This is a genomic window from Pseudomonas fluorescens (assembly GCF_003732425.1).
In the GTDB taxonomy this organism is placed as follows: Bacteria; Pseudomonadota; Gammaproteobacteria; order Pseudomonadales; family Pseudomonadaceae; genus Aquipseudomonas; species Aquipseudomonas fluorescens_BE.
Genome location: NZ_MOBX01000015.1, coordinates 688,672 through 712,604, shown reverse-complemented (window position 1 = coordinate 712,604; position 23,933 = coordinate 688,672). Strand labels below are relative to the sequence as shown.

Sequence of the window (23,933 nt, the reverse complement as noted above, 5' to 3'; positions counted from 1 at the left end):
GATCATTCAATCGTCCAAGGCGTGGGTTGCGTACCGGCGAGCAAACGCGCAAACGCATCTGCCGGCAGGGCTTTGCTGAAAAAGTAGCCCTGGCCTTCTTCGCAGTGGTGAGCCTTGAGAAACGCCAGTTGTTCGGCGGTTTCGATGCCCTCGGCGATGACATCCAGTTCCAGGCTCTTGCCCAGGTTGATGATCGCGCTTACCAGCGCGGCATCGTTGCGGTCGTTGCACAGGTTGCGAATGAACGATTGGTCGATCTTCAGCACATCGATGGGAAACCGCCGCAGGTAGCTCAGGCTGGAATAGCCGGTGCCAAAGTCATCGATGGCCAGACGCGTGCCCAGCGTCTTCAGGCGATTGAGCGCCGTCATCGTCGCCTCGACGTTTTGCATCAGCACGCCTTCGGTGATTTCCAGTTCCAGCCATTCGGGGGCCAGACCCGTCTGTTGCAGTACGCGCTCGATGCCGGCGACGAAGTCACGCTGGCGAAAATCGATGGGTGAAGTGTTGACCGACATGCGGATCGGCGGCAGTCCGGCCAGTTGCCAGGCGCGGGTCTGGCGACAGGCCTCCGCCAGCACCCATTTGCTCAGCGGAACGATAAGGCCGCTGTCCTCGGCCACCGGGATGAAGTCCGACGGATAGACCCAGCCATGCCCCGGTTTCTGCCAGCGCAGCAGTGCTTCGGCACCCACCACTTTGGCACTGCGCAAGTCGATTTTCGGCTGGTAGTGCAGGACGAATTCATGCTCCTGCAGGGCGCGGCGAATGCCCGACTCGATGCTGTGCTGTTCGCGGGCGTGCTGGTTCATGGCTTCGATGAAAAAGCCGATGTTGTCAGGCCCCTGTTCCTTGACGTTGCGCATCGCGGTTTCGGCTTTCTTGATCAGCTCGGTGGCTTCAAGGCCGTCACCGGGGTAGACGCTGATGCCGACGCTGGCGGTGACGCTGATGTCGTGGCCGGCAATCATCTGCGGCAGGCGAATGGCGGCGAGGAGTTTTTCCGCGATGCCGTGGGTTTGCTGAGGGTGGTTGATGTCGCCGAGGATCACCACGAACTCATCGGAACCGTAGCGAAACACCGAGTCCGAATCGCGTACGCAGGACAACAGTTGCCGGGCGACCCGTTTGAGCATCTCGTCGCCCGCCGGATGGCCCAGCGCATTGTTGATGCGCTTGAAGCGATCCAGACCGAGAAACATCACCACCAATTGTTTGTCATGCCGTCGGCACACGGCCATGGCCTGACTCAGGCGATCACCGAGCAAGGTGCTGTTGGGCAGCTCCGTGAGGCTGTCGTATTGCAGCAGGTGCGAGACCTTGAGCAATTCGTGCACCCGCGCCTCGACGGTTCGCTCAAGGCTGAGCATCTTCAGCGCCGCGTCCTGCGCCAGTTGCCATTTCCAGGTCAGGGCGTTGGCCATCTGACGGATTTCCAGACTGTCGAACGGCTTTTTCAGGATCAGCAATTGATCGCCGAACTCCAGCCGTTCGGTCATGGCTTCCCAGCTGTAGTCGCTGTACGCCGTGCACAAGGCGATTTGCAGGTTCGGGTCGACCCGCCACAGTTGTTCGATGGTTTCCAGGCCATCCCAGCCGGGTGGCATGCGCATGTCGATAAAAGCGAGGGCGTAGGGATTGCCACTGGCCAGTGCGCGGTTGACCAGCGCCAGCGCTTCCTGGCCCTGATAGGCGGAGTCGAGCTGAAAATTCAGATGCGGCGTCTGCTGGGTGCCGAACAGCGTCTGTTCCAGTTGCTGCAAATCGACGGCGTCCGCCACTTGCGGGGCGAGGATCTTGCGAAAGTCATCGTGGATCGCCGGCGTGTCGTCGATGATCAGGATGCGCCGGTTGGTCTGGGGAAAAGGCGTTTTCATGCCTCGTCCTCTTTTGGCGTCAGACGGGAACTGTCCTTGAGCAAATGCCCGGCCTGTTCGGCGCTGACCGCTGCGCTGAAATACATGCCCCGGGCGCTCGGCAGCGGCGGCGCGACGGGGGGCGTGCAAGGTTGATCCGACGACGGCTGGCCTTCAGCAATGATGCCGATGTCCAGGTCCCGGGCGAAGTTGACGATCGCGCGCAGGGCGTTGGCGCCGGCGACATCATGGGCGGCACTGTCGACGAAACTCTGCGCCAGTTTGAGGTGATTGACCCGGTAGGTTTTGAGGTAGTCGAACGAGGAGTATTCAGTGCCGAAATCATCGATGGCGATGCTCACGCCCAGTTCACGCAGGCGCGGCAACGCGTCGTTGTGCGTCCACTTGGTCTGGGCCAGCGTGGCCTCGGTGACATCGAAGCGCAGATCCCAAGGGGCGAGTTCCCAGCGGGCGGTGGTGCGCAGCACGTTGTAGATCAGCTCGGGGCCGCTCTTGAGTTGGGCCAGCGAGAGTTTGATCGCCATCACCGGTGGCGCGACCCCTTCGTTACGCCACAGATGCATCTGGTGGCAGGCGTGGTCCAGCACCCAGCGCCCGAGCGGAATGATTGCGCCGGTTTTCTCCGCAATCGGCACGAACTCGGCGGCCGGCAGCAGACCGCGACGGGGATGCTGCCAGAGGACTTGTGCCTCCATGCCGAGGATCCTGCCGCTGTGCAGATCGACCTCAGGCGCATACCGCAGCATCAGCTCATTGCTCTCGATGGCGGTCATCAACTCGCCAACGAGGGTCATGCGTTCGGCCACTTCCCGGGAGATTTCCTCGGAGTGGAAGTGGTACTGGTTGCGGCCCATTTCCTTGGCGCGGTACAGCGCCATGTCGGCTTGCCCGAGCAGCGTGTCGGCATCGAGGCTGAGGTCGCTGTAACTGCTGATGCCGATGCTCACCGAAATATGCAGCGCATTGCCGGCCAGGTGGTAGGGCGCCAGCAGCGTGTCGCGGATATTGGCGGCCATCGCGGCGGACTGGGTCGGATCGCTGACGTCCAGCTGCAGGATCGCGAATTCGTCGCCGCCCAGGCGCGCTACTACGTCGCTTTCGCGGACGCCGCACTTGATGCGCCGGGCGACTTCCTGCAGCAGCAGATCGCCCACCGGGTGGCCCAGGGTGTCATTGATCCGCTTGAAATGGTCGAGGTCCAGGTAGAACACCGCGAACGGCATGGCACCGCGTCGCGCGGCGGCAAACGCCTGATGCAGACGTTCGATCAATGTGGCGCGATTGGCCAGCCCCGTCAGGCCATCGGAGCGCGCCAGCAAGGCCAGTTTGTCCTCGGCCAGGCGCCGTTCGGTGATGTCGAGGATGATGCCTTCGACTTCCAATAGACGGCCGTCCTGATCGCGCACGGGGATATAGCGGTTCTCCACCCAGCGCCAGGTGCCCTGGCCGGTGCGCATGCGGAATTCGATGGAAGCGCCCGACGCATGCCGATCCAGCACCCGGGCCATGGCCGCATCGACGTTCGCCTGATCGTCCGGGTGAATCAATTCTTGCGCCCAGTTGGGCGAACCCACCAGGTCGGCGGCGACATGGCCGTAACGGGTGATGTTGTGGGAGATATACATCAGCGCAAACGAGGGTTCGCCGCGCAAACGGTAAAGAATGGTCGGGCTGTTCTGCACGATCATATTGGCATCGGACAGCTCGCGGGTGCGCTCCTGCACCGCAGCTTCCAGCAGGGTCATTTTCAGCTCGGCGTCTTCGGTCATTTGCCATTTGACCGTAAGGGCGCTGGCCATCTGCCGGATCTCGATGGCGTCGAAGGGCTTTTTCAGGATCAGCAACCGGTCGTTCAGCGCCAGACGCCGGTCGATGTCTTCCCAGGAATAATCGGAATAGGCCGTGCACAAGGCAACTTGCAACTTGGGGTCGGCTTGCCACAGCCGTTCGATGGTCTCCAGGCCATCCCAGCCCGGCGGCATGCGCATGTCGATGAAGGCCATGGCGTAGGGGCGGTTTTCTGCCAGCGCGGCCTCGAGTTTTTCCAGGGCTTCGCGCCCCTGAAAGGCCGAGTCCAGCTCGAAATGTTGGGATTGTCTGGCGGACGGTGTGCCGAACAGCAGGCTCTCGGTTTCGCCCAGACCATCGTCACTAGGGATGACCGGGCTGAGAATCTTGGCGAAATCGCCATGAATCGACGCGCTGTCGTCAACGATCAGCACACGGCGATTGATGTGCACGGTTGGCGCTGTCATGCCGCGCCGCCCGTGGGCAGGCATGCTGTGATCATCCGGGGCATCCTTTTCCCTCGCCATTTGCCTGCTTGTATCAGCCGATGGAGTCTTGCGCTGTCTTCAGCATAGTCGGCTCCGCGGTACTACGCTTTCGGCCCCGGACAAAGATCGGCGTGAATGCCGGCCAAAATCATCTAGCCTTGGACTCAGGCGCGGACCGGCGAAGTGTTGGCTCGGTGCGTCGTAATTTCCCTGTTTGCTTGAGGCCATGCCATGGAAGAGCCATCCGCGCCGCTGCCGGCGCATCGACCCACAGTGCTGCTGGTCGATGACGAGGAGTCGATCCTCAACAGTCTGCGTCGCCTGTTACGCGGCCAACCCTACGATGTGCTGTTGGCCACCAGCGGCGCCCAGGCGCTGGAGATCCTCGCGCAGCAGCCGGTGAACCTGGTGATGAGCGATGCGCGCATGCCGGGCATGGACGGTGCGTCGTTGCTGGCGCATGTCCGTGAGCGTTATCCGGCGACGGCGCGGATCATGCTCACCGGCTATGCCGACCCGGCGGCGATCATCAAAGCCATCAATGACGGGCAGATTCACCGTTACATCAGCAAACCGTGGCATGACGAGGAGCTGCTGCTGATTCTGCGCCAGTCCCTCGAACACCAGCATTCCGAGCAGGAGCGCCAGCGTCTGGAGCGCTTGAACCAGGTGCAGAACGAGCAGCTGAAACTGCTCAACAGCACCCTGGAAAAGCATGTCGCGGCGCGCACCGCCGAACTGCAGCAGACCGCCGACATGCTCGATCTGGCGTACGAAGAACTCAAGCACAGCTACGTCACCGGCACCGAAGTGTTCTCGCTGCTGGCCAATCTGCGCTTGCCACCTGCCAAGCAGACCAACCGGCAGATCATCGAACTGGTGCGCAGCTACTGCAAACAGCACGGGCTGGACGAGGCCACCAGCCGTGACCTGACCATGGCTGCGGCGCTGTACAACGTCGGCAAGCTGAGCTGGACCGACGCGATGATGACCACGCCCTCGGATCTGCTGCACCATACCGAACGCGAGCGCTATCGCGGTTATCCGAAGCAGAGCGAATCGTTGCTCATGACCCTCGACCCGATGAAGGATGCGGCGCGTCTGATCCTGCATCATCAGGAGCGCTGGGACGGCAGCGGCTTTCCCGACCGGCTCAAGGGCGAGGGCATTCCGTTCGGTTCGCGCCTGCTGAAACTGGCGGTGGATTTCGTCGAGTTGCAGCGCGGTCTGATCCTTGAGCGGCAGATGAACAGCGACGAAGCGCTGCTGTACCTGCGCCAGTACGCCGGGCGTTTGTACGATCCGGATCTGGTCGAGGATTTCATCCAGGTGTGTGCGGCATTTCTCAGCGACGTGACGCTGGCCGATCCGTCGGTCAAGGTCATGTCTACTCGGGATCTGGCGGCGGGGATGATTCTGGCGCGCAATCTCAATGCCGATAACGGCATGCTGCTGCTCAATGCCGGCAAGGTACTCAGCACGCTGTTGGTGGAAAAACTGATTGCGTTCGAAGCCATGGAGGGCGGCAAGTACACGATTTTCGTCAAGGTGCCGGAGGAGGTTGAAGCCACGCTCAAGGCGCTGGGTGAATGATCGGTGACGTGACGTCATTGGGCCGGGCATGGGATCCTTGCGGTTTTTCCAGGCCGGTGGCTGATCCATGACTTGTGCATCTGTTGACTCTGCAAACCTCATCCGTATAGCCGCCGCGCTGTTGCTCAACCCCGAAGGGCAGACCCTGCTGGTGCGCAAGCGCGGGACCACGGCGTTCATGCAACCGGGCGGCAAGATCGAGGCGCACGAGTTGCCGGTGCATGCACTGGCGCGTGAGCTGGAAGAGGAGTTGGGCTTGCGGATCGATCCTGCGCAGGCCAGCTTTCTCGGCCAGTTCTCGGCGCCTGCGGCCAACGAGCCGGGTTTTGTCGTCCAGGCCGAGACCTTTCAACTGACCATCGAGGCCGACGTCACGCCAGCGGCGGAAATCGAAGAAGTGATCTGGGTCGATCCGGCCACTGATCCTGCTGTCGTGCTGGCGCCATTGACACGCGACCTGATCCTGCCGTTTTATCGCCACTCGCAGAGCGCAATCGCCTGATCATCCACGCATGGGACTTTGCCATGATCCCGCTTCAAGACCTGCTGATTTTTGCCGCCGCTGCACTGCTGATGGTGCTGACGCCGGGGCCGAACATGATCTACCTGATTTCGCGTTCGATCTGTCAGGGACGCCAGGCCGGGGTCACTTCATTGCTCGGTGTGGTCAGCGGATTCTTTGTGCATATGTTCGCGGCAGCGGCCGGTTTGACCGCGGTGTTTCTCGCGGTGCCGATGGCCTATGAAGTACTGAAGTGGGCCGGTGCGCTGTACTTGTTGTGGCTGGCCTGGCAAGCGGTGAAACCCGGCGCGCGCTCGCCGTTCGAGGCACAGCAATTACCGCCGGACTCGTCGCGCAAATTGATCACCATGGGCTTTCTGACCAGTGCGCTGAACCCGAAAATCGCCGTGTTCTACCTCTCGGTCTTTCCGCAATTCATTACCCCTGAACACGGCTCGGTGTTCACCCAAAGCATCATTCTCGGCCTGACCCAGATCAGCGTCAGTTTCTGCGTCAATTTGCTCATCGCGCTGTTCGCGGCGAGCATCGCTTCGTGGTTTGTGCGTAACCCGACATGGCTGGCGCTGCAGCGCTATTTCATGGGCTTCGTTTTGGGTGGTCTGGCCGTGCGGCTGATGCTTGAGCAGCGCAGGACGGCGTGAACATGTGGATCGAACGGCTGGACGCCAGTCATGCCCTGGCTTATCGAGAGCTGATGCTCGAAGCCTATGACCGCCATCCGCAGGCGTTCACCTCCAGCGTGCGTGAACGCGCAGTGATGCCATTGAGTTGGTGGGAAGGGCGCCTGACCAGCAAGCTCGACGTGGTACTTGGTGCGTTTGAAGCCGGCACGTTGGCTGGCATCGTCGGCCTGGCCTTTGAACCGCGCGAGAAGGCTCGTCATAAGGCGACCCTGTTCGGCATGTACGTCTCGGCGGATTTTCGCCAGCACGGCCTCGGCCATGAACTGGTGCAAGCGGCCATTGCCGAGGCGCGAAACCACCCGGCGCTGCAACTTCTGCAGCTCACTGTCACCGCCGGCAATGACGCCGCGTTCAATCTCTACCAGCGTTGCGGCTTCATCCAGTTCGGCCTCGAACCATTGGCGGTGCGGGTGGGTGAAGACTACTTCGACAAGATCCACATGTGGCGCGAGATCTGATATCACCCCGTCCCTGTGGGAGCGAGCCTGCTCGCGAAGGCAATCTGACAGTCACTATTTGCGTGTCTGATACATCGCCTTCACGAGCAAGCTCGCTCCCACAAGTGACTCAGCGAACCGCGCTAACCCCGTCCAGGGTCGAGAACGACGTATCCTTGGCCGTCAGCAGGAAATCCCGCATGTACGGTGCGTCGAGCATGTCGGTGCGAATCGCCGCATACAACGTCGCGAACAAGCCTTTTTCCCCCAGCCGTTTGCCCTTCACGTAACCGCGCGAGCTGTATTCGTGCAGCGCCCAGTGCGGCATGCCGCAGACGCCACGGCCGCTGGCGACCAGTTGCATCATCATCACCGTCAGCTCTGAAGTGCGCACCTGCGCCGGTTCGATATCGGCAGGTTCGAGAAACCGCGTAAAGATGTCGAGGCGGTCGCGTTCCACCGGGTAGGTGATCAGCGTTTCCGTCAGCAGGTCTTCGGGGACAATGTACGGCTTGCTCGCCAGTGCATGCTGGTTGGCCACTGCCAGCATCGCTTCATAGGTGAACAGCGGCACATAGGTGATGCCGGCGATTTCCAGCGGATCGGAAGTCACCACCAGATCCAGATCACCACGGGCCAGTGCCGGCAGCGGTGCAAAAGCGAAGCCCGATGCAAGGTCGAGTTCGACCTCGGGCCAGGCATCGCGGAACTGGTCAATGGTCGGCATCAGCCACTGGAAACAGCTATGGCATTCGATAGCCATGTGCAAACGCCCGGCGGTGCCACCGGCCAGTCGGGCGATGTCGCGCTCGGCGGCGCGCAGCAGCGGCAACGTCGCGTCGGCCAGCTGCAACAGGCGCAGACCGGCGCTGGTGAAACGTACCGGTTTGGTTTTGCGCACGAACAATGGCATGCCCATGCGCTCTTCCAGCTCCTTGAACTGATGGGACAGTGCCGATTGGGTCAGGTGCAGGCGGTCGGCGGCGTCCACCAGGCTGTCGGCTTCGCGCAGGGCGTGCAGGGTTTTCAAGTGACGGATTTCAAGCACCGGCTAGCTCCATGAGGAAAACTTGTGATCAACACGAAAAGGTTGAGTTTGTCTCATGTTGCCCTGACTGTCGACAATGGCGCCATCTTTTACGCAATGGAGCACATTCGACATGGCCGTGGCCCACACCCTTGGTTTTCCGCGCATCGGCGCCGACCGCGAACTGAAAAAAGCCCTCGAAGCCTTCTGGAAAGGCGACCTTGACCAGGCTGCTCTGAACCAGATCGGCCGTGATTTGCGCGCCGCCCACTGGCAATTGCAGAAAGACGCCGGCATTGATTTGCTACCGGTCGGCGACTTTGCCTGGTATGACCAGGTGCTGACCCATTCGCTGACCTTTGGCGTGATCCCCGAGCGTTTCGCCAGCGTGCGCGACGCGCACGGCCAGCCGAGCCTCGACACCCTGTTCGCCATGGCCCGAGGCGCAACAAGGGGCTGCTGCGGCGGCGAACACGGCACGACGCAATATGCGCAAGAGCTGACCAAATGGTTCGACACCAACTATCACTATCTGGTCCCGGAGTTCAACGCGGACCAATCGTTCAAGCTGAGCTGGGAACAGCTGTTCGAGGAAGTCGAAGAAGCCAAGGCGCTAGGCCACAACGTCAAACCGGTGATCATCGGCCCGCTGACTTACTTGTGGCTGGGCAAGGCCAAAGGCGTCGAATTCGACAAGCTTGATCTGCTCGAACGCCTGCTGCCGGTCTATAACGAAATCTTTGTGCGCCTCGCCGAACAAGGTGTCGAATGGGTGCAAATCGACGAACCGATCCTCACCCTCGACCTGCCGCAGGCATGGAAAAGCGCCTTCGAACGCGCCTATCACATCCTCCAGTACTCGCCGCTGAAGAAACTCGTGGCGACCTATTTCAGTGGCCTCGAAGACAACCTTGGCCTGGCCGTGGGCCTGCCGGTGCAAGGCTTGCACATTGATGCGGTGCGGGCGCCGGAGCAACTGGGCCAGGTGCTTGATCGCCTGCCCACTTACAAGATTCTCTCGGTCGGTCTGGTCAATGGCCGCAACGTCTGGCGCTGCGAACTGGAACAGGCGCTGGCGCAATTGCAACCGGCGCAAGAACGATTCGGCGACAACCTGTGGGTCAGCAGTTCTTGCTCGCTATTGCATTGCCCGGTGGATGTCGAGCGTGAAGACAAGCTCGATCCGGAACTGAAAAGCTGGCTGGCCTTTGCCGTGCAAAAGTGCAGCGAGGTTGCCGTGCTGCGCGATGCGCTGAAGGATCCGCAAGCTGCCAACGTGCGCGCCGCGCTGGCCGACAGTCGCGCCATCGCGCTCAGTCGGGCGCAGTCACCGCGCATTCATAAAGCCCAGGTGCAGGCGCGAATCAAGGCAATCAGTGCCAGCGATCGTCAGCGTCATTCGCCGTTCGCCAAACGCATCGCGCAACAGCAGGCGCGTTTGCAGTTGCCGACGTTTCCGACCACGACCATCGGCTCGTTCCCGCAGACCGGTTCGATCCGTCTGGCGCGCCAGGCGTTCAGGCAGGGCAAACTGTCGGCCAACGATTACCACGACGCCATGCGCAGCGAAATCCGCCACGCCGTACAGGTTCAGGAACGCCTGGGGCTGGACGTGCTGGTGCACGGTGAAGCCGAGCGCAACGACATGGTCGAGTATTTCGCCGAACAGCTCGACGGTTACTTGTTCACCCGATTCGGCTGGGTGCAGAGCTACGGTTCGCGCTGTGTCAAACCGGCGGTGATTTATGGCGACTTGAGTCGTCCGCAGGCCATGACGGTGGACTGGATCACCTACGCACAGAGCCTGACCGACAAAGTCATGAAGGGCATGCTCACTGGCCCTGTGACCATGCTGATGTGGTCGTTCCCGCGCGAAGACATCTCGCGCAAAGTCCAGGCGCAACAGCTCGCGCTGGCGCTGCGTGACGAAGTGGTGGATCTGGAACGCGCCGGGATCAAGATCGTGCAGATCGACGAAGCCGCGTTCCGCGAAGGCCTGCCGCTGCGCCGCGCCCATTGGCAGGACTACCTGGACTGGGCAGTGGAAGCGTTCCGTCTGACCGCCGCTGGCGTCAAGGATCAAACCCAGATCCACACTCACATGTGCTACAGCGAATTCAACGATGTAATCAAGGCGATTGCCGACATGGACGCCGACGTCATCACCATTGAAACCTCGCGTTCGGACATGGAGCTGCTTGACGCTTTCGAAGCGTTCGAATACCCGAATGACATCGGCCCGGGCGTCTATGACATCCACTCGCCACGGGTGCCGGACACTGCCGAGATGGTCAAACTGATGAGAAAAGCGGTCAAAAGGATTCCGGCGGAGCGGCTGTGGGTCAACCCCGATTGCGGCCTGAAGACGCGGGCGTGGCCGGAAACGGAAGCGGCGCTGGTCAACATGGTGGCCGCGGCACGGCAGTTGCGCAGTCAGTTGGCCTGACGGCCCGCAAAAAAAGCCAGTCTCAGGCGTGAGGCTGGCTTTTTTCGTGGAGGAGGGGCGTCGCCATCCCGATCGGTGCTTAAGCCTGAATTGCCTCAAAGTGCACGAGCACGGCCGACTGCGGGCCAATGTCGGCATAGGGCAGGCTGGCATCGTCCGCGTGGGTCAGAAAACGGTGGGCGGGCAGTTTCAAATGGGCTTTCTCGAAACTCCTCAACGCTCTTGTCGTGCTGCGATAGTGAAAGTGGGCGTACCAAAGCAGCTCTGCCGGCGACAGCGTCATGTCCCAGATTTCATACTCTTGCAGATAGTCGTTGCGGCCGTTGCGTTTACCGAGGTTCTTCAGTGGGCTGGTTTTACGGATCTCCACGGCATTCTGCGTAATAAGGTCTTCAAGCATGCCATCGGTGGGTTTTTGACTGGTCAGTGATTGGCGGGTACGCAGGGCCCGGCCAGTGAGGGTCAGTTCGCGGGCCTTGGTGCGCAATTGCGCAATGATCGGGTTTTGCGCTGCCAGGGCTTCGATCCTGCTGGCGCGGCGATTGAGCTCGCTCGCTTCACTGTCCATCATGTGTTGCAGGTCGACCGGAAGCATGTCCTGCTCGGCGTAGGACTCGACCCGGGCCTGGTAGGCGGTCTGCGCGTCCAGGCGTCGTTGCGCATCGAGCAGTAATGTCTCGAGGCTCATTGAGGGCGGAGCACTCGGTTCTTCGTTACGCGGGTTCAACAACCGGTAACTGCCATCGTTGCCTTGCTCCCAGATTTCTTCGTAGCCCCCGCGGCCGGTGGAAACGTATTGGTGTTTCTGCGAGGTTGGCTCCCAGCGCTCGACGCCTTGCAGCAACTGGTTGTCAGCCGTGGTGAACACTTTTTGTGCAGGCTGTCCCGTTGGAACCGGCTCCGGCTCTTCGATGATATTTTTGCGCGCCCGTTCAGCGAGCCATTCGAGCCCGCTCAACAACGGCGGTACTTCCTCCAGGTGGAAGTGTTGTGGATACGTGGCGGTCCAGATATTCATCTCACGACGGAACCGTGTGTACAGGTCGACGCAGTTCTGCAGAATCTGACTGCGTTCAATCGAGGTCGCGTCGATGTTGCGAAGGTTGAACTGCGTGTACAGGGCCCGGTCGACATTGCCACGAAGCTCATGAGCGTGTTCCAGCAGGTCGAACCAGGACACGTCGTCGGTGCGGCCATGACGCTTGATGATTTCCAGGCGTTGGCTGGTTTTCAGAAATATCAGGTTGGCATCGCTCTGCTTGGCGTTTATGTCCTCGACCTGCTTGGTTCGGGTTTCTTTGTGCGCTTTCACGCGAATGCGTTCATACCAGTAATTGACCTCGCCCCTGAGCCGCTCCATCTGATTGAGCTGGCGCAGGTAACCGACACGCAAGGTGCGGATTTCTTCGAGCATTCTTATCCGTTGGGCAAGCGTATCGTTCGGCAGGTGGCGCAGTGCTTTTTGCAGTTGCTCGATCCGGCTGGTGAGGACGGTAGAGCTGTGCGAGAGGTGGTACGCGCGGCGCCAGTAACGGTCGGTCATTAACGCAGCGCATTTGCTTTGTATCTCCAGCAACGTGCGTTTTTTATTGCCCCTGGTCAGGGGCATCAGCTCCCGCAGCTTTTCGTACTGTCGGGTAGCGATCTGGATATCGCCGACACAGGCAGCTTCGGAAGCCTGCACCAAAGATGGCCGATCCGCTTCAGAGGCACTGCCATAGCGGTTGATGGTGGCTTCGCTTACCGTGCCTCTGGCTCTCAGCTGGTCGGCCAGGTTGTCAGCTTCGCGGGTCAGGCGCAGTTGACGAGCCATGTCACTGGCCACCAGCCAGCGAGGCAATCGCTGGCGAATCGCCTGCGGCCAGAAAGAATCAGCCGTATCGACCAGAAACCCGGCGACATTTCCGCCGCCAGGCAACCCGCCGACAGCGGTTCCATAGACGCCGAACCAGGTATCCCATTGCCCGGTTTCATCCAGAGCAATGGGTTGTTTATAGGTTTTGGTACTGGTGCCACGTAAGCGCCATTCGTCAGCTTTGTGGCCGCGGTGAACTTCGATAATCCGCCCCTGACTGAGGATGAAATCGCCGTCGGCATGTCGGTAGATACCGCGATAGGGACCCTCGGCGGCCGGTTCCAGCCCGGACAGCGAAATCGGCTTTTCGTATTCGTAGCCGGAGAAGCGCGCTGCCAGATTCCGGGCCCGTTGTTGGGTGGGCGCATGCAACGCGCTGGCGCCTTCTGCCAGTCTGCGCAGCTGGCGAGCGCGGGTCAGCGATCGGGCCGTTCGGGAAAGTGTAGAAATCGCCACTTCACCCGGCAGCAGGTCCATGGCCGCATCGATCAGCGACAACAACACGGATTCAACCTCCGCCAGGCCATCACCCACATCACCGCGCAAGAAAGCCGCCACGGCCTGATTGGCGCTGGTCCAGGCGTCATAGAGGGCAAACGCCACGCCGACAAAGGGCAGCAGACCCAACGCCATTTTCAGGTAGTTGAAGGCCCGCGGCCCCTTGAGCGCATAGCGCTCCATGTACAACGCGTCGTTGGAACGTGACGTGCCGCGATGGGCCTCAATCAATCGCCCCATATGGACGTTGAGCAGGTGCGTGGCCAACGACGTGGTCGAAGGCCAGGACATACCGACGCCGATCATGGCGTCGTGGTTTTTCATGATGGCCTGACCGAGGCGTTTTTCATGGGCACGTACATCGCCCTGCAAGGCCCGGCCTGCCAGATAACGGATCCACGGGTCTTGTTCGCACAGTTTGAACAACGCCTTACGGGCCTCCTCCAGACTGTCATAACGACGCAGAACCTGATCGTCGGGGCTGTCTGGCAGATACAGCAAGGTGATTCCGCTGATTTGCTCCTGGATAAAGGTAATGCCAGACAGCGTGGCGGGCCCCTGGTTGAAGGTGTCCTTGCCGCCGGCCCGGATGAACGCCGGCAGAAGCACAATGCGCCGTTTACCTCTGGCCCAGGCATGGGGGGTATCGGCTTCAATGGCAATGTTGAAAATTTGCCACTCTTCATGGTTGAGGTGCTGTTGCAGGCGTGCGCATTCGCCCTGCATCTTGAGCATCAGCCGCCATGGCTCGACAAGGCATTCACGCCGATGCTCGCGCACGAATGGGGACTCGCCCAGCCCACCCATGAAAGCATCGCGAATCGCTTGCTCGTAGGCTTTGGGCAAATCCAGGTCTGGCAGGGTCTCGCGCAGGTATTCATGGGTGATGCCGGTGCTCAAGGCTTCCCGTACCCTGGCATCGGCCGCCGTGACTTCGACCTGCATGAACAGCAGGCGCAGGGACTCCGACTCCAGGCGCATGGACGGTGTGTTATCGATGTTCGATTGCGCCAGGTCTTCAAGTAACACTTTACTGCGGGTGGCGCTGGGTACCGCGACCATTTTTTGCGGAGTGGTCATGGTGGAGCCATCGCTCAGTTGCTTTTGCAGGCGGGCAGAATCAGGCAGATCGATCTGTACCGAGAAGGGCCCCTCCACCGAGAAATCTGCACGCAAGCGTTTGTGCAGATGCTGGCGGGTAAAGTCATCGCGCGGTGGCAAAGCCAGCGTCAGCAGCTGGTGGCTGCGCTGCATGGCGCTGATGTAGGCCTGTATCTGCGCCTTGAGATGACTGCGTTCACTGTGGGGCAAATTCAATTGCCACTGGGGCAGATTGACGGCCAGCCGGCCGGTGCGGTTTTGTTCCAGCAGATAAGCAAAGGCCAGGTTGCGCGCGGCATGCAGCGGCATCTGAAGGATGGCCCTGAAGTGTGTACGCAACGCCTCCAACTGGCTGCTGTGTTCGGTGGCGGCCGTGAATTGCGGATGGCGCCGACGGATTTCGCCGGCCTGCAGTTCAAACTCGCTTGTCAGTTGATCCAGGGCGTGACGCAGGGGATCACCGTTGATCTTCTGCAAGCGCAGGGTCAGCACTGCGTCCTGTTTGGCAATGGTGAACATCTGGCTTTCCAGCGCTCGACGATTGGCAAAGCGTTGCAGTCCTCCGCCTGTGCCGGGCCAGTAGAGCAGCAAGCTGTGGGTCGACGACGGGTCGAGCAAGGCATCGGCACGGGTCATGACAAACGGACCGTTGAGCGTCTCGGTCGCGGCACCGTCCGCCGGTTCGCTCGTCGAAAGCACCAGGCTGGCCGCCACACAGTCGCTGTCAGGATTGTCTGACGGGGCGAGCAGGGCGGTGATCAGTTGATGTTCTTCGCTGCTGATCTGTTGCAGCAACTGCTGCAGGTCGGCTTCGGCTTGCAGACCGGTCTTGTGTGCCTGATGGAGGGCGGTGAACTCACGATTGAAGGTTAACAGGTCGAGGACGCGTGAGCGGCCCAACAAAGCCGTTGCAGCTTCGTCGGCAGCTTGCTCGGCGGTTTCCAGCGTCTGTTGCAAATCCTTGATCGACTGCAGGGCGGCGTTGTCATCCGATGCTCCCAACCGGGCTTCGAGCGCATCCCGCTGACGATTCACAGCGGCCTGACGCATGGGCAAGGGAATGTCGGCATAGAGACTGCCGAACAGCGACGGTTCATCGTCATCGACCAGGTCGCTTGCAAACGCAGGGGGAGCAGCAAACACGGCAGCGAGCTGGCGTTGGCGGTCTGTGCGATCGGCGAAGTCCAGGGCGTTGCTGGCTTGTTCGGCAAATCCGGGTTTGCCTGCGCTACCGTTACGCAGGGAATCGACTCTCGCCTGGCGAAAGTGCGTCAGCAGGTCGCGCATGCCGGTGGTCAACGGCAAGTCTCTGCGGGTGTATTCAAACGTCAGGCCGGTTTGTGGCAATCCACCGGGAATCAGCGACTGCGCGGACACCCAGGCCTCAAGCTCACTGCGCTGGGCAAACTTCTTGAAGGCATCGGCGCGTAACGGCAGGTACAGCCAGTGCAATGGCGGCTGTTCGTCAAGATCGATGACCCAGGCGGCGGGGAACTTCACTTTGCTGCCATTGCTTAACACCAGGGAAATCTGCTCACAGGTGCCGGTCGCGTCGAGGGCGGTCATGTCCATCAAAGACAATAGCGAAAGGCGCTGTCGGGGTGTCACGCGACGCTGGGCGGCGGCATTCAGGACGGTCGCTTCGAAATGGTCGCGATACAGTTGATCGGCACGCTCGCGACGTGATACCGCCGTGGCGGGCGCGCGCGCCTCCCAGTATTGATTCCAGTCCTCGTCCAGCGCCTTCAGCAGGTCCAGGGTCTTCAGCCGTTCGAGCAATTGATGCGGCGTGAGGGCGAACAGCGCATGGCTGGCGGGCAGGCCCGTGACGCGGCATTGCTGATCGACGGTGCTCGGCGGCAGCGGATGCTGGAAGGCGAAGGCACAGACCTGCACGATCGGGATGAAGTGTGCGGGGCGTTGCGCGGTGGCTGCAAAATGCAGACCGATATCGGGCTCGCCGAGGTCCAGATCCTGCTCGAGCAATCGAGTCAACGTATCGCGGGTGGTCGGTACGCCGCTGAACAATTCACGCAGCGCCTGGCTGCTGTCGCGCCAACGCTGGGTGGCACTCAGCGCCAGTGCGGTGTCAGGGTTTGCAGATAGATGGACGGCGGATGGCGTGGTCGCCAGACCGGGGTCCGAGAGGGCGGCAATGAAACTGTCGGGCATGGCAATGATGGCTCGCGCAATGAAGCGGCGGATCCGCTTCTGGTCGACCTCATTCAACTGAAATCGTCGTCCGCCATGGCGGTACATAGTTATCGCGGGCGACCGCTTGGCACTCTTCATCAAACTGTCATCAAACTGTGGCAGCGCGCTTGTACAAACTTCATCAGACTCGCGCTCTACTGGGGTTCTGCGTTTCGGTGTTTTTTCATGCACAAGTTGTTTTTATCAGTCGCGGCCGTGTTGGCCGCGCTTTTGTTCGGTTCGCCGTCGTTTGCCGCCTCGCGTTGCGATGTCAACGTGCCGACCGAGCGCGCCGATCTGGCACAGGTGAGCCTGGCCTATCAGAGCATCGGGCGGGCGTCGGATCCGGCGCTGTTGCTGGTGATGGGGCTGGGTGGGCAGTTAATCCACTGGCCGGATGAAGTGGTGATTGCGCTGTGTCAGCAGGGCTTTAGGGTGATCCGTTATGACAACCGTGACGTCGGCCTGTCGACCTGGCGCCAGGCCCCGCTCGAAGCCAATCTGACCTTTGAAGTGCTGCGCTACAAGCTGGGTTTGCCGGTGGCGGCGCCGTATTCGTTGACCGATATGGCCGACGACGCCCTGGGTTTGATGGACGCACTGCACGTCGAGCAATTCCATGTGCTGGGCGCGAGCATGGGCGGGATGATCGCTCAGCACATGGCGGCGATGGCACCGCAGCGGATCGAGAGCCTGACGTTGATCATGACCACCTCCGGCGCCGAAGGGTTGCCGGCGCCGAGTGCGGCGCTGGTGCAACTTTTATCGCGCCGTGGCGCGCCGAATCGTCAAGTCGCGCTGGAGCAGCAGGCTGACTTGCTGGCGGCGCTGGGCAGTCCGACGGTCACCGATGATCGTCAGGCGTTGCTGCAACAGGCGGCGGCATCCTATGACCGCGCGTTCAACCCCGAAGGCGTGAAGCGGCAAATCATGGCGATCCTTGCCGAGCCAAGCCGGGTGGCGCTGCTCAATCAATTGCGCGTGCCGACGCTGGTGGTGCATGGCACCGCCGACCCGTTGCTGCCGGTGATGCATGGCGTGCATCTGGCGGCGCACATTCGCGGCAGTCAGTTGAAGCTGATTCCGGGGCTGGCCCATCGGTTTCAGGAGGCGTTCAAGGCGCCGTTGCTGGCGGCGGTGTTGCCGTATTTGCAGGCGCACCGTGAAGACACTTCGCACTGGGCGCAGATTGAGCCGGCAGTGGGTGGCAAGCTGCTGTAACCGGCGGGCAGCCGGTGGAGACGTTTGTCGGGACGGTTCGGCAGATCATGGCCGCATCCCGGGCGCAAGGTCTTTGCCTGATACCTGGCCCCTGCAGGAGATTGCGGTCAGCTGTGCAGACGCACCCAAACAGTCACCAACACGGTGGCGGCCATCAACCAGGCCACTGCCGCCACGGCCAGTGAGGCCTCCAGCCGCAGCCGATCCACCATCACATATAACGTCGCCAGATATACAAAGTACGGAATGATCGACCACATGCCGAAAACAATGGTGGTCTTCAGGTCATCAATCGAACGCCCTTTGCCGACGATGTAATGCGCGATCAGCGCAAACGTTGGAAACAGCGGGACCAGGCCTGCGATGTAATAGTTTTTGGTCTTGGCCAGCGCCGCCAGAATCACGACCACGGCGGCGCCGAGTGCAGCTTTCAGCAATAGATCCATCAGTGGCTCAATCCGTATTTTTTCACTTTGTCGAACAGCGTGGTCTTGGCCATCCCCAGTTCCTGGCTGGCCTGGGTCAGGTTACCGCCGCTGCGGTGCAAAGCGTCGCTGAGCAGGTTGCGCTCGAAAGCCTCCACCGCTTCGGCAAATGCCAGGCCTTGACCAGGGTTACCGGCGCCGGACTTCTTGAATACCGGCAAACCGAGGGCAAAACGTTCGGCGACGTTGCGCAGTTCGCGCACGTTACCTGGCCAGTCGTGGCTCATCAGGCTCGACAGCGTCTGGTTGTCCAGCTCCGGCAGGGCGCGGTCAAAGCGCAGGGCCGACTGCTGGGTGAAGTGTTCGAACAGTTGCAGGATGTCTTCGCGGCGTTCGCGCAACGGCGGCAGTTCCAGCGTCACCACGTTGAGGCGGTAGTACAGGTCGCTGCGGAATTCGCCGGCCTTGCTCGACTCGTCGAGGTCGGATTTGGTCGCCGCGATCACCCGGCAATCCACCGCCACGCTCTGGTTCGAACCGAGGCGTTCGAGGGTGCGCTCCTGCAACACGCGCAGCAGTTTGATCTGCAACGGCAGCGGCATGCTCTCCACTTCATCGAGGAACAACGTGCCGCCGTCGGCGTGTTCGATCTTGCCGATGCGACGTTTGCCGGCGCCGGTAAACGCGTTGGCTTCGTGCCCGAAGATCTCGCTTTCGAACAGGTTTTCCGGCAGGCCGCCACAGTTCAGCGCGACGAACTGTTTACCTTGCCGCCGGCTGAAATCGTGCAGGCAGCGTGCAACCAGCTCTTTACCGGTGCCGGTTTCGCCTTCGATCAGCACGTTGGCTGAGGTGTCGGCGACGTTGGCGATCAGTTCGCGCAGGTTCTGCATGGCCGGTGAGCGACCGATGATTCGCCCTTCAAGGGAATCGCGTTCGGCCAGTTGCCGGCGCAGCGATGACACTTCGCGAGCGAGGCTGCGTTGTTCCAGCGCCCGCCGTGCGACATCCACCAGACGCTCCGGTGAGAACGGTTTTTCCATGAAGTCGTAGGCGCCTTTCTGCATCGCGCCGACGGCCATGGAAATGTCGCCGTGACCGGTGATCAACACCACCGGCAGGCTGCGATCGCGTTGCTTGAGGCGGGTCAGCAGTTCCAGGCCATCGATGCCCGGCAGGCGAATGTCGCTGATGACGATGCCGGCAAAGTTGTCGCCGACGCGCTCCAGCGCTTCCTCGGCACTGCCGACGCCGACGCAGGGAATGTCTTCCAGGGTCAACGCCTGTTGGCAGCCGAGCAGCACATGGGGGTCGTCTTCGACGATCAGCACACTAAGGTCGTGGTTCATATTGGCTCGGCAGGAGTAGGGCTTACCAACGGTAAACTGAGGACGAAGGTGGTGCCACCGCTGGCCGGGTGTTCGACACCCAGATGCCCACCGGTAGCGGCCGCGAGACTGGCGGAAAGGGTCAAACCCAGGCCCAGGCCTTGTTCGCCGGGTTTGGTGGTGAAGAACGGTTCGAACAGATGCTTGCGCGCTTCGGCGTCGACACCATGGCCGTTGTCGCGCACGCGCAGGCGATATTTGCCGTTGAATTCTTCGCCCTCCAGCCACAGCTCGGGCTGCGGTTGCGCCTGCATGGCGTCGAGGGCGTTGCCGATCAGGTTGACCAGAATCTGTTCGAGGCGAGTCTGGTCGATCTGCACCTGGACATCGATGAACTGGCGGTGCAGTTGCAGCGCCATGCTGTCCACCCGCGCACCGAGCAATTGCAGCGCCGCCTCCACCGCTTTGCCGAGACTGGCCTGCCCCTTGTCGTCACCGCGGCGGGCGAACGAGCGCAGGCTGGCGGTGATCCGGCCCATGCGGTCGATGAGGTCGTTTATGGTTTTGAGATTAGTGCTGGCGACGTCGAGCTGACCGCGTTCAAGAAAACGAATGGTATTGCCCGACAGCGTGCGCATGGCTGCCAGCGGCTGGTTCAGCTCGTGGGCAATGCTCGTGGACATCTGGCCGATGGCCGCGAGTTTGCCGGCCTGCACCAGTTCATCCTGTGCGCGGCGCAGGGTTTCTTCGGCCTGCCGGCGTTCGCGGATCTGACTCTTCAGGCGCTCGTTGCTGGCGCGCAGGTCGGTGGTGCGTTCGGTAATCCGACGCTCCAGTTGATTGTTGGCTTCCTGCAAGGCTTCGCGGGCAGCGAGGCGGGTGGCGATGACCTTGCGCCGCTCGTTCCAGGCGATCAGCAGAAAGGCGACCAGCGCAAACGCGACGGCGACCAGAATCCCTTGGTTGATGGCTTCGCGACGCAGGTCCTGCAACGGTGTGAGCAGGGTGAAGTTCCACGGTGTGTCACTCAATGGCCGGGTTTGTGCCAGATAACTGATGTCATCTTCGTCGTCATTCACTTCGCTATTGGCCGGGAACGTGAGTTTTTCCACGCCCTCGGCTAACGTCTCGCGGGCCAGCGGTTGCAGTTCGATGAGCGGGAACCAGTAGTACTGCAGGCTGCGGGCGAGTTTTTCTTTGACTTCGTCGCTCAGCGGAATCACTGACTTGAGGCGCCGGGCCGGATCGCTGGAGAGAATGATGATGCCGTTTTCGTCGCTGACAAAGGCTTCCAGACGCGCCCGTTGCCAGCGTTCTTCCATGGCTTCCAGACGCACCTTGACCACGGCGACGCCGATGATCTTGCCGTGCTCTTCAAGGCCGTGGGCGAGGTAGTAACCGGGTTCGCCGTTGGTGCTGCCGATGCCGTAGAAACGGCCCGGCTCGCCGCGTACGGCTTTCTGGAAATAGGCGCGGAAAGACAGGTCTTCACCGAGATAACTGTCGACATCGCGCCAGTTGCTGGTGGCCATGACACGGCCGGTGGTGTCCATGACGTAGATGGCCCGACTGCGACTGCGCCGGTTCAGGCCTTCGAGGTAATCGTTGACCGTTCGCCGGTGTTCCGGGGTCGGATCGGCCAGCAGCTGCGAGACACTGTTTTCGAGTTCCAGCAGGCTGGGCAGGTAGGTGTATTTGCTGATCTCGCTTTCAACCGCGCGGGCGTTCAGTTCGAGCTGGCGCTGGCCGCTTTCGCTGAGGCTGCGAATACCGAAATGCTCACTGATCCAGAAGCCGGCGTAACCCAACCCGATCATCAGGATGATGACCAGCGGCGGCAGGAACAGATGACGAATCAGACGAGGCTTCACGGCAAGTGATGGCGGCGCGGCGCGATAGAGAGTGGGGTCGCATTTCATCACAGTTGCCTTGGGTCAACCAGCGCTACCGCGGACGACGCACTGGTTTGGTCGAGCCTGGAACCTGTGGCGAGGGAGCTTGCTCCCGCTCGGCTGCGAAGCAGTCGTAAATCCATTCAATGCGGTGTTTCAGAAAGATTGCATTGGCAGGTTTTAGAGCCGCTGCGCGACCCAGCGGGAGCAAGCTCCCTCGCCACAAGGGCAAATCGCTGTTGCTTTTAGTGCTGCAGGATTTTCTCGAGGAAGTGCTGCGCGCGTTCGGAGCGGGCGCTGATGTCGCCGAAGAATTCCTCTTTCGGGCAGTCTTCGATGATCTTGCCGGCGTCCATGAAGATCACCCGGTCGGCCACTTTGCGTGCAAAACCCATTTCGTGAGTCACGCACATCATGGTCATGCCTTCGTGGGCCAGTTGCACCATCACGTCGAGCACTTCGTTAACCATCTCCGGGTCGAGCGCCGAGGTCGGTTCGTCGAACAGCATGACGATCGGGTCCATCGCCAGCGCACGGGCAATTGCCACACGCTGTTGCTGACCACCGGACAGTTGGCCCGGATGCTTGTGGGCGTGTGCGGACAAGCCGACGCGCTCAAGCAGTTGCAGACCTTTCTTGGTCGCCTCTTCCTTGCTGCGGCCCAATACCTTGATCTGCGCGATGGTCAGGTTCTCGGTGATGGTCAGGTGCGGGAACAGTTCGAAATGCTGGAACACCATGCCGACGCGCGAACGCAGTTTCGGCAGGTTGGTCTTCGAGTCGGCAATCGAGGTGCCGTCGACGACGATGTCGCCTTTCTGGAACGGCTCCAGCGCGTTGACGCACTTGATCAGGGTCGATTTGCCCGAGCCCGATGGGCCGCAGACCACGATCACTTCGCCTTTTTTGACCTCGGTGCTGCAATCAGTCAGCACCTGGAAGTCCCCATACCACTTGTTGATGTTCTTGATAGAGATCATACGGCGAACCTTTTTTGCAGACGCTTGACCAGCAGCGAGGCGGAAAAGCTGATGATGAAGTAGACGACACCGGCGAAGATCAGGAACTCGTTGGACCGACCGATGATGTCGCCGCTGGAGCGGGCGGAGTTGAGGAAGTCCACCAGGCCCACGGTGTACACCAGCGAGGTGTCCTGGAACAGGATGATCGACTGTTGCAGCAGCAACGGCGTCATCTTGCGGAACGCCTGGGGCAGGATGATCAGACGCATGGTCTGGCCATAGGTCATGCCCATCGCTTGCGCGGCGGCCATCTGGCCTTTGGGGATCGACTGCACACCGGCCCGGACGATTTCGCAGAAGTACGCGGCTTCGAACATCATGAAGGCCACGACGCAGGAGGTGAACGCGCCGATCGGGGTGTCTTCGCCGGTGATCCAGCGCAGCACGAACGGCACCGCTAGGTAGAACCAGGTGATCACCAGCAGCAGCGGGATCGAGCGGAAGTAGTTCACATAAGCGCCGGCCACCCGCGACAGCAGTTTGCTGGACGACAGGCGCATCAGTGCGAGGATGGTCCCCAGCACGATACCGCCGACCACGCCCATGACCATCAACTGCAAGGTCATGACCATGCCGTTCCACAGGCCCGGAATAGCGGGGATGATGCCGCTGAAATCGAAGTCCATTATTTACCCCCCACGGAGATCAGGCCGGGCACTGCGACTTTCTTCTCGACCATGCGCATCAGCAACATCAGGCTCATGTTCAGGGTGAAGTAGATCAGCGTGGCCAGGGTGAAGGCTTCAAACAGGTTGGCCGAGAATTCGGCGGTCTGTTTGGTTTGCGCCAGCAGTTCCATCAGGCCGATCAGGGACGCCACGGAGGAGTTCTTGAAGACGTTGAGGAATTCCGAGGTGAGCGGCGGAATGATGATCCGGTAGGCCTGGGGCAGCAGCACGTTCCAGTAGATCTGCGGCAGCTTGAAACCCATGGCGCGGGCGGCGGACTCCTGGCCGCGTGGCAGCGCCTGGATGCCGGTGCGCACTTGCTCGCAGACACGGGCGGCGGTGAACAGGCCCAGGCACACGACAACGCTCAGGTAGGCCGAGGTGGTCGGGTTGAGGTCCTGTTTGTACCAGTCCTGCAGGTTTTGCGGCAGCAGGTCGGGTACCAGGAAGTACCAGATGAACAGTTGCACCAGCAGCGGCACGTTGCGGAACAGCTCGACGTAGCAGGTCGCGATGCCCGATACGATGCGGTTTGGCACCGTGCGCATGACCCCCAGAATGGAGCCCAGCAGCAAGGCGATGATCCATGCCACGATGGCGATGGCAATGGTCCAGCCCAGGCCGGTGACGTACCAGTCGAGATAAGTCTCGCTGCCGACGCCGGTGGACTTGAAGAACACGCCCCAGTCCCAGTTGTAATTCATTAGGGTCTCCCCTCGAGATCGATCGATGTACAAGCACCCGCTTGGGGAAGATCCTTTCCCGCCTGACGTTGAACGTCAGGCACACGCGATCGGCTCGGAAACCGCCAGGTCGAGTGTTCCACAGTGAAGCCAGCAGGTAGTAACAGACGCCTGAGGGAGGGGCG

General features: G+C 61.0%; 16 protein-coding genes. 6 read left to right on the top strand and 10 right to left on the bottom strand.

The genetic code is table 11. The annotated features are described in order from the left end of the window. Positions 1–2 precede the first annotated feature (2 nt). Both BK670_RS25190 and BK670_RS25185 read right to left on the bottom strand, forming a co-directional pair. Positions 3–1,877, bottom strand: coding sequence for a putative bifunctional diguanylate cyclase/phosphodiesterase (locus BK670_RS25190; RefSeq protein ID WP_123453827.1), 1,875 nt, complete (start codon positions 1,875–1,877; stop codon positions 3–5). Continuing rightward, on the bottom strand, positions 1,874–4,132 hold the full coding sequence (locus BK670_RS25185; RefSeq protein WP_185036824.1) for an EAL domain-containing protein: 2,259 nt from the start codon (positions 4,130–4,132) through the stop codon (positions 1,874–1,876). Before BK670_RS25185 ends, BK670_RS25190 begins: the two co-directional genes overlap by 4 nt. 252 nt (positions 4,133–4,384) lie before the next feature. On the opposite strand from BK670_RS25185, the gene nosR reads away from it, so the two are divergent. The 4 genes from nosR (at position 4,385) to BK670_RS25165 (ending at position 7,410) form a co-directional block, all read left to right on the top strand. Then, positions 4,385–5,746: a response regulator c-di-GMP phosphodiesterase, NosR family gene (gene nosR / locus BK670_RS25180; protein ID WP_123453823.1), complete on the top strand. Its 1,362-nt coding sequence runs from the start codon at positions 4,385–4,387 to the stop codon at positions 5,744–5,746. A gap of 67 nt (positions 5,747–5,813) precedes the next feature. Then, positions 5,814–6,248, top strand: a complete 435-nt coding sequence (locus BK670_RS25175) for an NUDIX hydrolase (RefSeq protein WP_123453821.1) — start codon at positions 5,814–5,816, stop codon at positions 6,246–6,248. Between the two features lie 23 nt (positions 6,249–6,271). After that, a complete protein-coding gene (locus BK670_RS25170) occupies positions 6,272–6,910 on the top strand; it encodes a LysE family translocator (protein ID WP_123453819.1) in 639 nt (212 codons plus the stop codon). 2 nt (positions 6,911–6,912) lie between these two features. Then, positions 6,913–7,410, top strand: a complete 498-nt coding sequence (locus BK670_RS25165) for a GNAT family N-acetyltransferase (protein WP_123453817.1) — start codon at positions 6,913–6,915, stop codon at positions 7,408–7,410. Positions 7,411–7,519: 109 nt separating this feature from the next. Here the strand turns inward: BK670_RS25165 and metR are convergent, their stop codons facing one another. Continuing rightward, positions 7,520–8,437 (bottom strand): transcriptional regulator MetR, encoded by a 918-nt coding sequence (gene metR, locus BK670_RS25160; RefSeq protein ID WP_123453815.1) that lies wholly within the window; start codon positions 8,435–8,437, stop codon positions 7,520–7,522. Positions 8,438–8,549: 112 nt separating this feature from the next. Between metR and metE the strand changes: the two genes are divergently transcribed. Then, on the top strand, positions 8,550–10,862 hold the full coding sequence (gene metE, locus BK670_RS25155) for a 5-methyltetrahydropteroyltriglutamate--homocysteine S-methyltransferase (RefSeq protein ID WP_123453813.1): 2,313 nt from the start codon (positions 8,550–8,552) through the stop codon (positions 10,860–10,862). Positions 10,863–10,941: 79 nt separating this feature from the next. Here metE and BK670_RS25150 read toward each other — a convergent pair whose 3' ends face one another. Continuing rightward, entirely contained in the window at positions 10,942–16,545 is a 5,604-nt protein-coding gene (locus BK670_RS25150; protein WP_259697588.1) for a dermonecrotic toxin domain-containing protein, read from the bottom strand. 150 nt (positions 16,546–16,695) lie between these two features. On the opposite strand from BK670_RS25150, the gene BK670_RS25145 reads away from it, so the two are divergent. Further along, complete coding sequence (locus BK670_RS25145; protein WP_123453809.1) at positions 16,696–17,730, top strand: alpha/beta fold hydrolase; 1,035 nt, start codon at positions 16,696–16,698, stop codon at positions 17,728–17,730. Positions 17,731–17,837: 107 nt separating this feature from the next. On the opposite strand, the gene BK670_RS25135 is transcribed toward BK670_RS25145, so the two are convergent. From BK670_RS25135 to BK670_RS25110, 6 genes are all read right to left on the bottom strand, one after another. Beyond that, positions 17,838–18,167, bottom strand: coding sequence for a GlpM family protein (locus tag BK670_RS25135; protein ID WP_185036830.1), 330 nt, complete (start codon positions 18,165–18,167; stop codon positions 17,838–17,840). An 8-nt stretch (positions 18,168–18,175) separates the two neighbouring features. Then, positions 18,176–19,456, bottom strand: a complete 1,281-nt coding sequence (aauR, locus tag BK670_RS25130) for a two-component response regulator AauR (RefSeq protein WP_259697594.1) — start codon at positions 19,454–19,456, stop codon at positions 18,176–18,178. A gap of 44 nt (positions 19,457–19,500) precedes the next feature. Then, positions 19,501–21,402 (bottom strand): two-component sensor histidine kinase AauS, encoded by a 1,902-nt coding sequence (aauS, locus tag BK670_RS25125; protein WP_123453802.1) that lies wholly within the window; start codon positions 21,400–21,402, stop codon positions 19,501–19,503. Between the two features lie 218 nt (positions 21,403–21,620). Beyond that, positions 21,621–22,355 carry an amino acid ABC transporter ATP-binding protein gene (locus BK670_RS25120; protein WP_007963947.1) on the bottom strand — a complete coding sequence of 245 codons (735 nt, stop codon included), beginning with the start codon at positions 22,353–22,355 and terminating at the stop codon, positions 21,621–21,623. Beyond that, on the bottom strand, positions 22,352–23,023 hold the full coding sequence (locus BK670_RS25115; protein WP_003227756.1) for an amino acid ABC transporter permease: 672 nt from the start codon (positions 23,021–23,023) through the stop codon (positions 22,352–22,354). Before BK670_RS25115 ends, BK670_RS25120 begins: the two co-directional genes overlap by 4 nt. After that, positions 23,023–23,769, bottom strand: coding sequence for an amino acid ABC transporter permease (locus tag BK670_RS25110; protein WP_016986630.1), 747 nt, complete (start codon positions 23,767–23,769; stop codon positions 23,023–23,025). Before BK670_RS25110 ends, BK670_RS25115 begins: the two co-directional genes overlap by 1 nt. Positions 23,770–23,933: the final 164 nt, after the last annotated feature.

Bases quoted from the DNA above. Each gene is read 5' to 3' on its own strand.
- BK670_RS25115 (WP_003227756.1), bottom strand. From the start codon at position 23,023: ATGGACTTCGATTTCAGCGGCATCATCCCCGCTATTCCGGGCCTGTGG.
- nosR (WP_123453823.1), top strand. From the start codon at position 4,385: ATGGAAGAGCCATCCGCGCCGCTGCCGGCGCATCGACCCACAGTGCTG.
- BK670_RS25170 (WP_123453819.1), top strand. From the start codon at position 6,272: ATGATCCCGCTTCAAGACCTGCTGATTTTTGCCGCCGCTGCACTGCTG.
- BK670_RS25185 (WP_185036824.1), bottom strand. From the start codon at position 4,132: ATGACAGCGCCAACCGTGCACATCAATCGCCGTGTGCTGATCGTTGAC.
- metE (WP_123453813.1), top strand. From the start codon at position 8,550: ATGGCCGTGGCCCACACCCTTGGTTTTCCGCGCATCGGCGCCGACCGC.
- BK670_RS25110 (WP_016986630.1), bottom strand. From the start codon at position 23,769: ATGAATTACAACTGGGACTGGGGCGTGTTCTTCAAGTCCACCGGCGTC.
- aauS (WP_123453802.1), bottom strand. From the start codon at position 21,402: ATGAAATGCGACCCCACTCTCTATCGCGCCGCGCCGCCATCACTTGCC.
- BK670_RS25175 (WP_123453821.1), top strand. From the start codon at position 5,814: ATGACTTGTGCATCTGTTGACTCTGCAAACCTCATCCGTATAGCCGCC.
- BK670_RS25145 (WP_123453809.1), top strand. From the start codon at position 16,696: ATGCACAAGTTGTTTTTATCAGTCGCGGCCGTGTTGGCCGCGCTTTTG.
- BK670_RS25190 (WP_123453827.1), bottom strand. From the start codon at position 1,877: ATGAAAACGCCTTTTCCCCAGACCAACCGGCGCATCCTGATCATCGAC.
- BK670_RS25120 (WP_007963947.1), bottom strand. From the start codon at position 22,355: ATGATCTCTATCAAGAACATCAACAAGTGGTATGGGGACTTCCAGGTG.
- BK670_RS25165 (WP_123453817.1), top strand. From the start codon at position 6,913: ATGTGGATCGAACGGCTGGACGCCAGTCATGCCCTGGCTTATCGAGAG.